Source organism: Streptomyces sp. NPDC042364 (assembly GCF_056437585.1).
Genome location: NZ_JBWKAJ010000032.1, coordinates 61,189 through 78,725, shown reverse-complemented (window position 1 = coordinate 78,725; position 17,537 = coordinate 61,189). Strand labels below are relative to the sequence as shown.

Here is a 17,537-nt window from a genome sequence, read left to right as displayed (position 1 = left end):
GGTGGCGTGGGGTCCGTGGGCCGAGAGTGGTATGGCGGCGGGTGCTCAGGCGGTGGAGGCGTTGCGGCGGCGTGGTCTGGTGGCGCTGGATCCGGGGCGGGCGGTGCGGGCGCTGGGGCATGTCGTGGCGGGTGGGGAAGCGGTCGAGGTGGTCGCGGACGTGGAGTGGGAGCGGTTCGCTCCCGCGTACACGAGTGTGCGTCCCAGCGCGCTGCTGACCGGCCTCCCCGAAACACACACCACCCCCGGCGACACCACCACCGGTTCCCCGGCCGGTGAACCGGTGGGCTCCGCGCTGCGGGACCGCCTCGGCGAACTGCCCGCGGCCGAACGCGACCGTGCCCTGCTGGATTCGGTGCTCGCCGGTGTCGCCGCCGTGCTCGGCCACACCGACGCCGGGACGGTGGAGGCCACGCGGTCCTTCCGGGACCTGGGCTTCGACTCCCTCACCGCCGTCGAACTGCGCGACCGCCTCGCCGCCGAGACGGGCCTGAAACTGCCCAGCACCCTCGTCTTCGACCATCCGACGCCGAACGCTCTCGTACGGATGCTGCGGCAGGAGCTGTTCTCCGAGGACGCCGACCGCGCCGAGGTCGCGCCGCCGGCCGTCCCCGCCCTGACCGCCACGACGGACGACCCGATCGTCATCGTCGGTATGGCATGCCGACTGCCGGGCCGCGTCCACAGCCCGGACGACCTGTGGCGGCTGGTCACCGAAGGCACCGACGCGATCTCCGAATTCCCCACCGACCGGGGCTGGGACCTCGACGCCCTGCACCGCACGGACGGCGGCCAGAGCCTCAGCCACACCCGCGCCGGAGGCTTCCTCTACGACGCCGGGCAGTTCGACCCCGCCTTCTTCGGGATCTCGCCCCGTGAGGCCCTCGCCGTCGACCCGCAGCAGCGGCTCCTCCTGGAGACCTCCTGGGAGGCCCTCGAACAGGCGGCGATCAAGCCCGGCTCGCTGCACGGCAGCCGTACCGGCGTGTTCGTCGGCGCCGGCAGCTCCGGATACGGTGCCGGGCTCCGCGAGGTGCCCGAGGGGCTCGGCGGGCAGCTGCTGACCGGTGTCTCCGGCAGCGTGGTCTCCGGCCGTGTCGCGTACACCTTCGGCTTCGAGGGCCCCGCCATGACCGTCGACACGGCCTGCTCCTCCTCCCTCGTGGCGCTGCACCTCGCGGCGCAGTCGCTGCGGTCCGCCGAATGCGACCTGGCTCTGGTCGGCGGTGTGACCGTGCTGGCCGACCCCGGGGCGTTCGTCGAGTTCAGCTCGCAAGGCGGACTGGCGGCGGACGGCCGGTGCAAGGCGTTCTCCGACGACGCCGACGGCACCGGCTGGGCCGAGGGAGTGGGCGTGCTCGTCGTGGAGCGGCTCTCCGACGCCCGCCGCAACGGACACCGGGTGCTGGCCGTGGTCGCCGGTTCCGCCGTCAACCAGGACGGCGCCAGCAACGGCCTGACCGCCCCCAACGGGCCCGCCCAGCAGCGGGTCATCCGCCAGGCGCTGGCCGGGGCAGGGCTGACACCCGCCGACATCGACGCGGTGGAGGCGCACGGCACGGGTACGACCCTGGGTGACCCGATCGAGGCGCAGGCCCTGCTCGCCGCGTACGGGCAGGACCGCGAACAGCCCCTGTGGCTCGGCTCGCTGAAGTCCAACATCGGCCACACCCAGGCCGCCGCCGGTGTCGCCGGCGTCATCAAGACGGTGCTGGCCATCAACCACGGCCTGCTCCCGCGCACCCTGCACGCCGAACGGCCGTCGAGCCACGTCGACTGGGCGGCCGGCGAGGTGAGGGTGCTGACGGAGAACACCGAGTGGCCCCGGTCCGAGGGACGTCCGCGGCGGGCCGGTGTGTCGGCGTTCGGCGTCTCCGGCACCAACGCCCATGTCATCCTCGAACAGCCCGCCCCGGAGCAGCCCGCCCTCAAGGGACCGGCCCCCGTGGAACCCTCCTCCGAGGAGCACCCGGACGGCGTCGGCCGCGACGGCCTGCTGCCCTGGGTGGTCTCCGGCCGCAGCCGGACCGCGCTGCGGGCCCAGGCCGCGCGGCTTGCCGACCACGTCGCCGGCCGTCCCGGGACGACGGCCTGCGAGGTGGCGGCCGCCCTCGTCGGTACCCGCTCTGCGTTCGAGCACCGGGCCGTGGTCTGGGGTGCGGACCGCGAGGAGCTGCTGAGCGCCCTCCGGGCGGTCGCGGACGGCGAGCCGGCCGACGGCACGGTCATCGGTTCCGCCGTCCAGGACGGCCGCACCGCCTTCCTGTTCGCCGGGCAGGGCTCACAACGCCTCGGTATGGGCCGCGAGTTGTACGAGGAGTACCCGGTCTTCGCGGACGCCTTCGACGCCGTGTGCGCCCACCTGGACACCGAACTGCCCCGTCCGCTGCGGGAGGTGGTCTTCGGCGACGACGCGGACCTGCTGAACCGTACGGAGTTCACGCAGCCGGCGCTGTTCGCGCTGGAGGTGGCCCTGTTCCGGCTGCTGGAGTCGTGGGGTGTGCGCCCGGACGTGCTGCTCGGTCACTCCATCGGTGAGCTGGCCGCCGCGCATGTGGCGGGGGTGTGGTCGACGGCGGACGCGTGCCGTCTGGTGGCGGCCCGCGGCCGGCTGATGCAGGCGCTTCCCGAGGGCGGGGCGATGGTGTCGCTCCAGACGTCCGAGGACGAGGTACTGCCGCTGCTGGCGGGCCGGGAGACGCAAGCCGCGATCGCGGCCGTCAACGGGCCGCTGTCCGTGGTGGTCTCCGGCACCGAGGACGCGGTGAGCGAGATCGCCGCCGCCGTCGAGGCACTGGGCAGGCGCACCCGTCGGCTGAGGGTCAGCCACGCCTTCCACTCCCCGCTCATGGAACCCGTGCTCGCCGGTTTCCGCGCCGTCGCCGAGAGCGTCACCTACGCGGCGCCGCGCATCCCCCTCGTCTCCGACATCACCGGCGCACCCGCCACAGCCGAGGAGCTGACCTCCCCGGAGTACTGGGTGCGGCACGTGCGGGAAGCGGTCCGCTTCGCCGACGGCGTACGCACCCTCGCCGGCCAGAACGTCACCCGTTGCCTGGAAGTCGGCCCCGACACCACCCTCACCACCCTCGCCCAGTCGTGCCTGCCCACGACGGACGGTCTGCAGGTGCCCGCGCTGCGCCACGACCGTCCCGAGCGGCGGACCCTGCTCACGGCCGTTTCCGCCCTGTTCACCAGGGGCGCCGCCATGGACTGGACGGCAGCGCTGCCGTCGCTGTCCCACGCGCCGCGGACCGCCCTGCCCACCTACGCCTTCCAGCACCGGCGCTACTGGCTCGAAGTGCCCGCCGGCACGGGCGACGCCTCCTCGCTGGGTCTCGCGGCCACCGGCCATCCGCTGCTCGCCGCGGCGGTCCCGGTCGCGGGCAGTGACGCGGTCGTGCTCACCGGACGGCTGTCGCTGCGCTCGCACCCCTGGCTCGCCGACCACCGGATCGCCGGGGCCGCCGTACTGCCCAGCACCGCCTTCCTGGAACTCGCCGTCCACGCGGGCGACCAGGTCGACTGCGACGAGGTGCGCGAACTCGCCCTGGAGGCACCCCTGACGGTGCCCGAACGCGGCGCGGTCCGGCTCCAGGTCCGTATCGACGAGCCGGACGCCCGGGGCACCCGCGCGCTCTCCGTCTACTCCCGCCCCGACGACGCACGGTCCGACGACGCCGTGTGGACCCGCCACGCGGGCGGCCTGCTCGTGCCCGCCGGCCCCGCGGCCGACGACTGGGCAGCCGACTTCGCCGTATGGCCCCCCGCCGGAGCCGAACCGGTCGAGGTCGGAGACCTGTACGAACGTCTGGCGGCCGACGCCGGTCTGGAGTACGGCCCGGCGTTCCGCGCCCTCACCGCCGTATGGCGGCACGGCGACGACGTGTACGCCGAGGTCACCCTCAACGAGGAGACGCGCGCACAGGCACGGCGCTTCGGGACGCACCCCGCCCTGCTGGACGCGGCACTGCACCCCCTGGGCCTCGGCCTGCCGGAGGGAATGGGCGAGGGACTGCTCCTGTTCGCGTGGCAGCGCGCCACACTGCTCGCCGAGGGCGCGGGGGCGCTGCGCGTCCGGCTGACCCGGTGCGCCGAGGACGCGGTGACCCTCCGCGCCGCCGATGCCCTCGGGCAGCCCGTCCTCGCCGTCGAGTCGCTGCGGCTGCGTCCTGCCTCCGGAGCGCCCGCCCCGGCTGTCCCGGCCACCGCGACCGTCGGGCACGGTACGGACACCGCTGCGGCCGACGACCGCACGGACGCGGAAGGCGTCCTCGGCGACACCACCCGATCCGCCCGCCCCGCCACCCCGGAGCGGCCCGCGCGCCGCCGGGCCGCCGAATCCGGCGCCGCGGCCGAGGACGCGACCCTGCTCGACCGGCTCGCCGGGCGGTCCGCCGCCGAACGCCGACGTGTCCTGCTCGACCTGGTCCGCCGCAAGGTCGCCGCCGTACTCGACTACGTCGACGTCGACGAGGTGGAGCCGTCCCGCGTCTTCAAGGACCTCGGCTTCGCCTCCGTCACCGCGGTCGAACTGCGCAACCGGATCAGCGCCGACCTGGACGTCCTGCTGCCGGCCACCCTGGTCTTCGACCACCCGACACCGCTCGCGCTCGCCGCGCACCTCGACGAGGAACTGTTCGGCGCCCGGACGGACGCGGCAGCGCCCGCGGCATCACGCGCTCGGCTCGACGACGACCCGATCGTGGTCGTCGGCATGGCCTGCCGCTACCCGGGCGGCATCAGCAGCCCCGAGGAACTGTGGGACCTCGTCGCGGGCCGCGGCGACGGCATCTCCCCGCTCCCGACCGACCGCGGCTGGGACCTCGCGGCGCTCTACCACCCGGACCCCGACCACCCGGGCACCTGCTACGCCCGCGAAGGCGGATTCCTGCACAACGCCAGCCACTTCGACCCCGGCTTCTTCGGCATCTCCCCGCGTGAGGCCCTGGCCATGGACCCCCAGCAGCGGCTGCTGCTGGAGACGTCGTGGGAGGCACTGGAGCGGGCCGGCATCGACCCGGCGTCCCGGCGCGGCAGCCTCACCGGTGTATTCGCCGGCGTCACCTACCAGGACTACGTCGGCATCCTCGGCGCCGCCAAGGAGAGCTTCGAGGGCTACATCGGCACCGGCAACTCGCCGAGCGTCCTGTCCGGCCGCATCGCCTACGCCCTGGGCCTGGAGGGCCCCGCGCTGTCCGTCGACACCGCCTGCTCCTCCTCCCTGGTGGCGCTCCACCTGGCGGTGCAGTCGCTGCGGCAGGGCGAGTGCGACCTCGCGCTGGCCGGCGGTGTCACCGTCATGTCGACGCCCGGCTCCCTCATCGAGTTCAGCCGGCAGCGGGCGCTCGCCGAGGACGGCCGCTGCAAGCCGTTCTCCGCGGACGCCGACGGGGCGAGCTGGGCCGAAGGCGTCGGCATGGTCGTCCTGGAGCGGCTGTCCGACGCCCGGCGCAGCGGACACCCCGTCCTCGCCGTCGTCCAGGGCAGCGCCCTCAACCAGGACGGCGCCTCCAACGGCCTGACCGCCCCCAACGGGCCCTCGCAGCAGCGGGTCATCCGCGCCGCCCTGGCGGGCGGCGGGCTCACCCCGGCCGACGTCGACGCCGTGGAGGCACACGGCACCGGCACGACGCTGGGCGACCCGATCGAGGCGCAGGCGCTGATCGCGGTCTACGGCCAGGACCGTACCGAGGACCGCCCCCTGTGGCTGGGCTCGCTGAAGTCCAACATCGGCCACTCCCAGGCCGCCGCCGGTGTCGGCGGCGTGATCAAGATGGTCATGGCCCTCCGCAACGGCCTGCTCCCGGCGACCCTGTACGCCGGGAACCCGACCCCCGAGGTCGACTGGTCGGCCGGGACCGTGCGGCTGCTCGACGAGGCGGTGCCCTGGCCCCGGACCGACCGTCCGCGCCGCGCGGGCGTCTCGTCGTTCGGTATGAGCGGCACCAACGCGCACGTCATCATCGAGCAGGCCCCCGACGACGTGGCAGCCCACGACCGGTCCTCCGGCGACCCGGCCCCGGACGACACGACGACCGCGCAAACCCAGGCCGGCCCCGGACGGCACGCCACCACCGAGCCGCCGGCCGACGCCCGCCCCGCCCTGCCGACACCCGTCCCCCTCTCGGCCCGCACCGCCGACGGGCTGCGCGCCCAGGCCGGCCGGCTCCTGGCCCACCTGCGCGACCACCCCGGACTCGGCCTCGCCGACCTGGGCCTGTCGCTGGCCACCACCCGCACCGCCTTCGAGCAGCGGGCGGTCGTGCTCGCCACCGACCACGACGGCCTCGAACGCGGACTGCGCGACCTCGTCGAGGACCGCATGGTCAGCGACGTCGTCCGCGGCCTCGACCGGCGCGGCAGCGGACCCGTGCTGGTCTTCCCCGGCCAGGGCGCCCAGTGGCCCGGCATGGGCCGCGAACTCCTCGACACCGCACCGGAGTTCGCCCGCCGTATCGCCGAGTGCGAGCAGGCGCTCGCGCCGTACGTCGACTGGTCGCTGACGGCCGCCCTGCGCGGCGGCCCGGACGCCCCCGACCTCGACCGGGTGGACGTCGTCCAGCCCGTCCTGTGGGCCGTCATGGTCTCCCTCGCGCACCTGTGGCGCTCCCACGGCGTCGAACCCGCGGCCGTCGTCGGCCACAGCCAGGGCGAGATCGCCGCGGCCGTCGTCGCCGGCGCCCTGTCCCTGGAGGACGGCGCCCGTGTCGCCGCCCTGCGCAGCAAGGCCATCACCGCCATCGCCGGCGACGGCGGCATGATGTCCGTCCCGCTCCCCGCCGACGAGGTGCGCACCCGGCTGGAGCCGTACGGCGACCGGCTCGCCGTGGCCGCGATCAACGGCCCGGGCTCGGTCGTCGTCTCCGGCGCCGCCGACGCCCTGGACGAGCTGTTCACCGAACTGACCGGTGACGGCGTCCAGGCCCGCAGGGTCGCCGTGGACTACGGCAGCCACTCCGCCCATGTCGAGCCCGTCCGCGAGCAGATCCTCGACACGCTCGCCGAACTGCGCCCCACGCCCGCCGAGATCCCCTTCCGCTCCTCGGTCACCGGGCAATGGCTGGACGACGACACCGCCCTGGACGCCGCCTACTGGTACACCAACCTGCGGGAGACCGTCCGCTTCGAGGACGCGATCCGCGGCCTGCTCGCCGCAGGGCACCGCGCCTTCATCGAGGTCGGACCGCACCCCGTCGTCGCCTTCGGCCTGCGCGAGACCATCGAGGACTCCGGCACCGACGCCGCCGTGCTGGGCACCCTCCGCCGCGACCAGGGCGGCCTGGACCGCTTCCTGACCTCCCTCGCCGAGGCGCACGCCCAGGGCGTCACCGTCGACTGGCACAGCGTCTTCGCCGGTACCGGCGCCCACCGCGTCGACCTGCCGACGTACGCCTTCCAGCGACTTCGATTCTGGCCCGAGCTGCGCGACGCGGAGCCCGCCACCGAGAACGGCGCGCAGGCAACGGACGAAGTGGAGAGCCGCTTCTGGCGCACAGTGGAGGAAGAGGACCTCGAATCCCTCACCGCCACCCTCGACCTCGGCGGCGACACCCCCCTGCGTGAGGTGCTGCCCGCGCTGTCCGCCTGGCGGCGCGACAGCAGGGAACAGTCCACCGTCGACAGCTGGCGCTACACCGTCGGCTGGACCCCGCTCACCCAGGACACCGCGGCGGCACCCCCGTCCGGTACCTGGCTCCTGGTCCAGCCCGCCGCGGGCAACGCACTCGCGGACGCCACCCGGCGGACCCTGGCCGAGCACGGCGTCACCGTCCGGGTCGTCACCGTCGACGGCGCCCGCCCCGACGCCGACCGCGAGGGACTGGCCGGCCTCCTGACCGCCGCACTCACCGCCACGGACGGCGAACCCGCCCTGGAACCGGCCGGCCTCGGCGGAGTGCTCTCCTTCCTCGCCCTCGACGAGAACCCGCACCCCGACCACCCGTCGGTGCCCGCCGGGCTCGCGGGAACCCTCACCCTCCTCCAGGCCCTCGGCGACCTCGGTGTCAGCGCACCCCTGTGGTGCGCGACCCGTGGTGCCGTCGCCGTCACCGCCTCCGAGACCGTCCTGAGCCCGCCGCAGGCCCTCGTCTGGGGCTTCGGCCGGGTCGCCGCCCTGGAGCACTCCGACCGCTGGGGCGGTCTGATCGACCTGCCCGCCGTCCTGGACCGCCGGGCGGGCGACCGGCTGTGCGCGCTGCTCGCCCGGCCCGGCGGCGAGGACCAGACCGCCGTACGAGCCTCCGGCACCTACGGCCGCCGTCTGCTGCGCGCCCCGCTCGCCGGCGCCACCCCGCCCGGCGAGAGCTGGCGCCCGCGCGGCACCGTCCTGATCACCGGCGGCACCGGCGCGGTCGGCGGACACATCTCCCGCTGGCTCGCCTCCCTCGGCGCCGAACACCTGCTGCTCACCAGCCGCCGGGGCGCCGACGCTCCCGGCGCCGCCGAACTCCACGCGGAACTGACCGCCCTCGGCGCCGGCCGCGTCACCCTCGCCGCCTGCGACGTCGCCGACCGCGACGCCCTGCGCGAACTGCTGGCGACGATCCCCGAGGAACACCCGCTCGACGCCGTGCTGCACATCGCCGGCTCCCTCGACGACGGCGTCATCGACGCCCTCGACCCCGGCCGTATGCACCCGGTGCTGCGCACCAAGGCCACCGCCGCGGTCAACCTGCACGAACTGACCGCAGACCTCGACCTGTCCGCCTTCGTCCTGTTCTCCTCGACGTCCGGCACGATCAGCGGACCCGGTCTCGGCAACTACGCCCCCGGCAACGCCTTCCTGGACGCCCTCGCCCAGCAGCGCCGCTCCCTCGGCCTGCCCGCCACGGCGGTCGCCTGGGGCCACTGGGCCGACGGCGGCATGGGCGACGGCGCGGTCGGCGACCGCCTGCGCCGCTACGGCGTGTACGACATGCGGCCCGAACTGGCCTGCCAGGCACTCCAGCAGGCACTCGACCACGACGAGACCTACCTCGCCGTGACCGACATCGGCTGGGAACGGTTCGCGCCCGCCTTCACCGGCTCCCGGCCCAGCGCTCTCCTGCGCGAACTGCCCGACGCCCAGCGCGTCCTCGACCCGGCCCGCACCACCGACTCCGGCCAGACGGCCGGCGACTCCTTCGGGGGCGACGGCGCCGACGGCGACCTGCCCGCGCTCCGCCGCCACCTGGCCGGCCTGCCCGCCGACGAACGGGCCGACGCCGTCCTCGCGGTCGTCCGAGGCTATGTGGCCACCGTGCTCGGCTACCCCGGACCGGAGGCGGTCGAGCCGACCCGCGCCTTCAGCGACCTGGGCTTCGACTCGCTCAGCGCCGTGGAACTACGCAACGGCATGAACAAGATCACCGGCCTGCGGCTGCCGGCCACGCTGGTCTTCGACTTCCCCAACTGCGCGGACCTGGCGCGGATGCTGCTCGGCGAACTCGGCACGGCATCGGAGCAGGACCGCCTGCCCGCCACCACACGGCCCGCGGCCGCGTTCGCCTCCGTCACCGACGACCCGGTCGTCATCACCGCGATGAGCTGCCGCTTCCCCGGCGGGGCCGACACCCCCGAGGACTACTGGCGGCTGCTCGCCGACGGCACCGACGCCATCGCCCCGTTCCCGGCCGACCGCGGCTGGGACGTCGACAACCTCTACCACCCCGACCCCGACCACCCCGGCACCTGCACCGCCCGCGAAGGCGGATTCCTGCGGGACATGGCCGCGTTCGACCCCGCCTTCTTCGGCGTCTCGCCGCGTGAGGCGCTGGCGATGGACCCGCAGCAGCGGCTGCTGCTGGAGCTGGCGTGGGAGGCGTTCGAGCGGGCCGGGATCGACCCGACGACCCTGCGCGGCTCCCGCACCGGCGTCTTCGCCGGCACCAACGGCAACGACTACACCCCCCTCCTCGTCGCCTCCGGCGAGGACGTCGGCGGCCACCTCGGCACCGGCAACGCGGCGAGCATCGTCTCCGGGCGCGTCTCCTACACCCTGGGTCTGGAAGGCCCGGCGGTGACGGTGGACACCGCCTGCTCGGCCGCCCTCGTGGCCCTGCACCTGGCGGTGCAGGCGTTGCGGTCGGGTGAGTGTGATCTGGCGTTGGCCGGTGGTGTGACGGTGATGTCGACGCCGGGGTTGTTCCTGGACTTCAGCCGGCAGCGTGGGTTGGCGGCGGATGGCCGGTGCAAGGCGTTCTCGGACGCGGCGGACGGGGCCGGGTTCTCCGAGGGCGCGGGTCTGGTGCTGGTGGAGCGGTTGTCGGACGCGCGGGCTGCGGGGCGGCCGGTCCTGGCGGTGGTCGCCGGTTCGGCCGTGAACCAGGACGGTGCGTCGAACGGTCTGACGGCACCGAACGGTCCCTCGCAGCAGCGGGTGATCCGGCAGGCGCTGGCGGGTGCCGGGTTGCGGCCGGCGGATGTGGACGTCGTGGAGGCGCACGGGACCGGCACGGCTCTGGGCGATCCGATCGAGGCGCAGGCGATTCTGGCGACGTATGGGCAGGATCGTGAACGGCCGGTGCGGCTGGGGTCGGTGAAGTCGAACATCGGTCACACCCAGGCGGCGGCCGGCGCTGCCGGTGTGATCAAGATGGTGCTGGCTCTGCAGCACGGTGTGCTGCCGCGGACCCTGCATGCCGACGAGCCGTCGTCGCACGTGGACTGGACGGCTGGTGCGGTCGAACTGCTCTCGGAGCGTGCCGAGTGGCCGCGGGTCGAGGGAAGGACGCGGCGGGCCGGTGTGTCGTCGTTCGGGCTGAGCGGCACGAACGCGCATGTGGTCTTGGAGGAGCCGCCGGTCGAGTCGGCGCCGGTGAGTACGCCGGTCGGCGCCGGTGTGGTGCCGTGGGTGGTGTCGGGCCGTACGGCCGCGGCGCTGCGGGCCCAGGCCGGGCGGCTGGCACAGTTCGTGACCGGTGACGAGACGCCGGGTGTCGTAGAGGTCGCTGGGGCGCTGGTGCGGTCGCGGTCGCTGTTCGAGCACCGGGCGGTGGTCTGGGGTTCGGACCGTGCGGAGTTGCTGGGGGCGCTGGAGGCGGTCGCCACCGGTGAGGAAGCCCCCAACGCCGCGACCGGCACCGCACGCCGTGACGCACGCACCGCGTTCCTGTTCGCCGGGCAGGGCTCACAACGCCTGGGTATGGGGCGGGAGTTGTACGACACGTACCCCGTCTTCGCGGACGCCTTCGACGCCGCCTGCGCCCACCTCGACAGTGAAGTGCCGCGCCCGCTGCGAGAGGTCGTGTTCGGCGACGACGCGGACCTGCTGAACCGCACGGAGTTCACTCAGCCCGCCCTCTTCGCTCTCGAAGTGGCGCTGTTCCGGCTGCTGGAGTCCTGGGGCCTGCGTCCCGACGTCCTCGCCGGGCACTCCATCGGTGAGATCGCCGCCGCGCATGTGGCCGGGGTGTGGTCGCTGGCCGATGCGTGCCGTCTGGTGGCGGCGCGGGGCCGGCTGATGCAGGCCCTGCCGGAGGGCGGGGCGATGGTCGCGCTCCAGGCCACCGAGGACGAGGTGCTCCCGCTCCTCGGTGACGAGGCGGGCATCGCGGCGGTCAACGGACCCCGGGCGCTGGTCGTCGCCGGTTCCGCAGGAGCCGTCGAGGAGATCGCGAACCGCTTCCGCGCCCAGGACCGCAAGGTCACCGCACTGCGGGTGAGCCACGCCTTCCACTCGCCTTTGATGGAGCCGATGCTCGCGGACTTCCGCAAGGTCGCGGAGGGCCTGACGTACGAGCGTCCGAAGCTGCCCCTGGTCTCCACGGTGACGGGTGAGGCGGCCACGGCCGAGGAGCTGATGTCGGCGGACTACTGGGTCGCCCATGTCCGCCGGCCGGTCCGCTACGCCGACGCCGTCCGGGAGCTCGAGGGGCAGGGCGTCGGCCGCTACGTCGAACTCGGCCCGGACGGCACCCTCATCGCCCTCGCCCAGGCGTCCCTCGACGACACCGGTACCACGGTCCTCGTGCCGGTACTGCGCAAGGACCGGCCCGAAACACCGTCCGCCCTCACCGCCCTCGCCACCCTGTTCGTGCACGGCGCCGACGCCGATTGGAGCACCCTCACGGGCGGCGACCGGGGCCCGACCCCGAACCTGCCGACGTACGCCTTCCAACGCCGCCGCTACTGGCCCGACTTCACCGGTGTCACGCTCGGCGACCTCGGCTCGGCGGGCGTCGGTTCGGCCGAGCACCCGCTGCTCGGTGCCGCCGTGCGCGTGGCCGGCAGCGAGGAGGCGCTGTTCACCGGGCGGCTCTCGCTCAGGACGCACCCGTGGCTGCGGGATCACGCCGTGACCGGCACGGTCCTCTTCCCGGGCACCGGGTTCCTCGAACTCGCCCTGTGCGCCGCCGGACAGCTCGGCTACGACCGCGTGGACGAACTGACCATCGCGGCCCCCCTGATCGTGCCCGAGCGCACCGGACGGCTGGTCCAGGTCAGGGTCGGCGCACCCGACGAGTCGGACAGGCGCACCGTGGAGGTGTACTCCCGTGCCGAGGAAGCGCTCGACACCGATCCGTGGACGCTGAACGCCAGCGGCTCGCTGACCGCCGACCCTGCCCCGGCCGACACCGCGGTCCCCGACCTGACCGCATGGCCGCCCCCGAACGCCGAGGCGGTCCCCATGGAGGGGTTCTACGACCGCTTCGCCGAGGCGGGATTCGCCTACGGGCCGGTGTTCCAGGGGCTGCGCGCGGTCTGGCGGCGCGGTGACGAGGTCTTCGCCGAGGTCGGACTCCCCGACGAGCACGATCGACTCGCTGGTGACTTCGGCGTCCACCCGGCGCTCCTGGACTCCGCCCTGCACGCGATGATGTTCGTGTCGCTTGCCGACGCCGGCCAGGGACGGCTGCCGTTCTCATGGAGCGGCGTGTCACTGCGGGCGTCCGGCGCGCGGGCCCTGCGCGTACGGATGGTGCAGGCCGGTCCTGAAGCCGTCGCCCTGCACCTGGCCGACCCGACGGGCGGCCAGGTGGCCTCCGTGGAGTCGCTGCTCCTGCGTCAGGTCTCCGGCGACCTCGCCGCTCGTGCCGAGGCCGACGGCCATCGTGACGGCCTCTTCCAGGTGGACTGGACGAAGGTCACGCTGCCCGAGCCGGACGCGTCCTCGACGGTCGCCCTCGCGGCGGTCGGCACCGCCGACCTCGCACCGGGTGCGACGGCCTACCCGACCCTGGCCGAGCTGCCCGCCGCCGTCCCCGCGACCGTGCTGTTCGCCGCGGGCCGGGGCGTGAGCGGCACGGACGGTACGGACGGTGACGTGGCGGACGCGGCACACACCGCGACCGGCCGTGTCCTGGAGGCCGTGCGCTCCTGGCTCGCCGACGAACGGTTCGAGGAGTCCCGCCTGGTGATCGTCACCGAGGGCGCCGCCACGCTCGACGGAGCGGTTCCCGATCCCGCCCTGGCCGCGGTGTGGGGCCTGGTGCGGGCCGCGCGCGCGGAAGCACCGGACCGGTTCGCGCTGGTCGACACGGACGGCACGGACGCGTCCCGCGCCGTGCTCGCCCAGGCCCTGGCCACCGGCGAGCCGGAGCTCGCGCTGCGCGACGGAGTGCCGCACGCGCCCCGCCTCGGCCGTGTTCCCGCAGGTGACGGGCTCCCGCTGCCGTCGCGCGAACCGGCCTGGCATCTGGACAGTGTGGAAAAGGGCACCCTGGACAACCTGGCCCTGACCCCCTTCCCGGAGGCCGCAGCCGATCTGACGGAGGGACAGATCCGTATCGCCGTACGGGCGGCGGGCGTCAACTTCCGCGACGTGCTCAACGCTCTCGGCATGTATCCCGGCGAAGCCGGCCTGCTGGGCGGCGAGGGCGCGGGTGTGGTGACGGAGGTCGGCCCGGGTGTTACGGGACTGGCCGTCGGCGACCGGGTGTTCGGCATGTTCCCCGGTTCCTTCGGTCCGGTCGCGGTGGCGGACGCCCGGACGGTGGCCCGGATTCCGGAGGGTTGGTCGTTCGCTGAGGCGGCGTCGGTGCCGATCGTCTTCCTCACCGCCTACTACGCGTTGACCGATCTGGGGGGTCTGCGCTCGGGTGAGTCGGTGCTGGTGCATGCGGCTGCCGGTGGTGTGGGTATGGCGGCGGTGCAGTTGGCGCGGTATCTGGGTGCTGAGGTGTTCGGTACGGCGAGTGCCGGCAAGTGGGACACGCTGAGGGGACTTGGTCTGGACGGGGGGCACATCGCTTCCTCCCGTGACACGGGGTTCGAGGCGGCGTTCCTGGCGGCGACCGGTGGTCGTGGTGTGGATGTGGTGCTGGACTCGCTGGCCGGTGAGTTCGTGGATGCCTCGTTGCGGTTGCTGCCGCGTGGTGGCCGGTTCCTGGAGATGGGCAAGACCGACATCCGTGATCCGGAGGCCGTCGCCACCGGGCACCCGGGCGTGACCTATCGTGCCTTCGATCTGTGGGACGCCGGTCCGGAGCGGATCGGGCACATGCTGGCTGATCTGGTCGCCCTGTTCGAGGCGGGGGTGCTCACGCCGTTGCCGGTGACCTGTTGGGATGTGCGCAGGGCTCCGGAGGCGTTCCGGTATCTGTCGCAGGCGCGGCATGTGGGCAAGGTGGTGCTGACCGTTCCGGCGCCGTTGGACCGGGACGGGACGGTGCTGGTGACCGGTGGTACCGGTGGTCTGGGGTCGTTGGTGGCCCGGCATCTGGTGACCGAGCATGGGATACGGCGCCTGCTGCTGGCCGGCCGCCGGGGCTTGGAAGCTCCCGGCGCCCGCGAACTGGTCTCGGAACTGGCTGACTTGGGTGCCGAGGTCGAGGTCGTGGCGGTGGATGTCGCCGACCGGGACCAGGTGGCCGACGTGCTGGCCGCCGTACCTGCGGAGCATCCGCTGACCGCGGTGGTGCACACCGCCGGCGTCGTCGATGACGGTGTGGTGGGTTCGCTGACCGAGGAGCGGCTCGCGAAGGTGCTGCTGCCGAAGGTGGACGCGGTGGCGCACCTGCACGAGCTGACCCGTGACGCCGATCTCTCCGCGTTCGTGGTCTTCTCCTCGGTCGCCGGTACGTTCGGCAGCGCGGGCCAGGCCAACTACGCGGCCGCCAACGCCTTCCTGGACGCCTTCGCCGCCCGCCGCCGCTCCTCGGGCCTGCCGGCGACCGCTCTCGCCTGGGGTCCCTGGGCCCCCGGCGCGGGCATGACCGCCGAGTTGACCGAGGCGGACCTGCGGCGCATGGCCCGCGGTGGCATGCGGCCGCTCACCGCCGAGCAGGGGCTCGAACTCCTCGACAGCGCCGGGCTCGTGGCCGATGCGGCACCCGCCCACCGGGCTCTGTTCCTGCCGGTGAACCTCGACCTGCAGGCTCTGCGGGCGCACGCCGAGGCCGTACCGCCGCTGCTGCGCGGCCTGGTACGTGCACCGGCGCGGCGTGCGGCCGAGACGGCCGCCGCCGGCGGCGCGGACCGGCAGGACCTCGGCGCCCGGCTGGCGGCGCTCGCGCCCGCCGACCGGGAGCAGCACCTCGTCGACCTGGTCTGCGCCCAGGCTGCGGCCACCCTCGGCCACGCCTCGGCGGACGAGATCGAACCGGATCAGGCGTTCAAGGAGCTGGGCTTCGACTCGCTGACCGCCGTCGAACTGCGCAACCGGCTCAACGCCGCCACCCGGCTGCGGCTGCCGGCCACGCTGGTGTTCGACCATCCGACACCGACGGTGCTGGCGGCGCATCTGCTGGAGGAGATCACCCTGCCGGAGGCGTCCGGCACGGGTGCGGGCGGGAGCCCGGGCGCGGCCGTGACGGCGGCGCCGCTCCTGGTCGAACTGGACCGGCTGGAGGCCGCGCTCGGCGCCGCGGCGGTCGGCGGGGACGACCACGCGACGATCACTTCCCGCCTGCAGCGGCTGACGGCGAAGTGGCAGGAGACGGCAACGCAGGGCGGAGGTGCCGGACACGACAACGGCACCGGCTCCGGGGGCTCCGGAGCGGCACTCGCCGACGTCGACGACGGGGAACTGGACTCCGTCGAGACGGCGGACGAGCTGTTCGACCTGATCGACAAAGAACTCGGGATGTCGTGATCAGCCGCGGGAAACCGTTGGCATCGGCTCAGGGATGTGGCGTTGGTGGCTGAAGACGACAAGATGGACGACAAGTACGTCGAGTACCTCAAGCGGTTGACCGCCGAACTGCGGCAGACGCGGCGGCAGCTGCGCGACGTGGAGGCGCGCGACCGGGAACCGATCGCGATCGTGGCGATGAGCTGCCGCTACCCCGGCGGGGTGGACAGCCCGGAGGAGTTGTGGCGGCTCGTCGACGAGGGCGGTGACGCCGTCTCCGGCTTCCCCGCCGACCGCGGATGGGACGTCGAGGCGGGCTACGACCCCGACCCCGACAACCCGGGCACCTTCTACGCGCTCGGCGGCGGCTTCCTGCACGAGGCGTCCCGTTTCGACGCGGACTTCTTCGGGATCTCGCCGCGCGAGGCGCTGGCGATGGACCCGCAGCAGCGGCTGCTGCTGGAGATCTCCTGGGAGGCCTTCGAGCGGGCCGGTATCGCTCCCGGCTCGGTGCGCGGCAGCAGCACCGGTGTCTTCGTCGGTGCCGCCACCTCCGGATACGGGGCCGGCGTGAGCGAGTTCCCCGAGGGGGTGCAGGGGCTGCTGCTGGCGGGCAACGCCACCTCGGTCGCCTCCGGCCGCATCGCGTACACCCTGGGGCTGGAGGGGCCGACCGTCACCGTCGACACGGCCTGCTCCTCCTCGCTCGTCGCCCTGCACTGGGCGTGCCAGGCGCTCCGCCGCGGCGAATGCGACCTGGCCCTCGCGGGCGGGGTGGCCGTGATGGCCACCCCGGCCATGTTCTACGAGTTCAGCAGGCAGCGCGGGCTGGCTCCCGACGGCCGCTGCAAGGCGTTCTCCGACGACGCCGACGGAACCGGCTGGGCCGAGGGTGCCGGCATGCTGCTCGTGGAGCGGCTGTCCGACGCCCGCCGCAACGGTCACCCGGTGCTGGCCGTGGTCCGCGGCACCGCGATCAACTCCGACGGCGCCTCCAACGGGCTGACCGCCCCCAACGGGCCCGCCCAGCAGCGGGTCATCCGAGCGGCGCTGGCCAACGCGGGCCTGGCCCCCGCCGAGGTGGACGCCGTCGACGCGCACGGCACCGGTACGTCGCTCGGCGACCCCATCGAGGCGCAGGCCCTGCTCGCCGCGTACGGGCAGGACCGCGAACAGCCGCTGTGGCTCGGCTCGTTGAAGTCGAACATCGGGCACACCCAGTCGGCCGCCGGCGTCGGCAGCATCATCAAGATGGTCGAGGCGATGCGGCACGGCGTGCTGCCGCGCACCCTGCACGTCTCCGAGCCGTCCCGGCACGTCGACTGGTCGGCCGGGGCCGTCCGCCTGCTCACCGAGCCGGTCGGCTGGCCGGAGACCGGCCACCCGCGCCGCGCCGGTGTGTCGTCGTTCGGCATCAGCGGCACCAACGCCCACGCCGTCATCGAGCAGGCTCCCGCCGCCGAACCCGAGGAACCCGGCGATCCCGCCGCGCCCCCGGCGGTCCCCACCGCCGAGCCCCTGACACTGCCCGTCGTGCCGTGGC

The 17,537-nt window shown here is 74.1% G+C and carries 2 protein-coding genes (1 of these 2 running past the window's edge); both read left to right on the top strand.

Annotated features, from left to right (window positions below; translation table 11 throughout):
* Window position 1 precedes the first annotated feature (1 nt).
* Entirely contained in the window at window positions 2-16,015 is a 16,014-nt protein-coding gene (locus tag AC067N_RS36875; protein WP_478683319.1) for a type I polyketide synthase, read from the top strand.
* A 63-nt stretch (window positions 16,016-16,078) separates the two neighbouring features.
* Window positions 16,079-17,537 carry the beginning of a type I polyketide synthase gene (locus AC067N_RS36870; RefSeq protein ID WP_478683320.1) on the top strand. It continues 14,357 nt past the right edge of the window, so 1,459 of the gene's 15,816 nt are visible here — the first part of the coding sequence; its start codon is at window positions 16,079-16,081; the stop codon falls past the right edge of the window.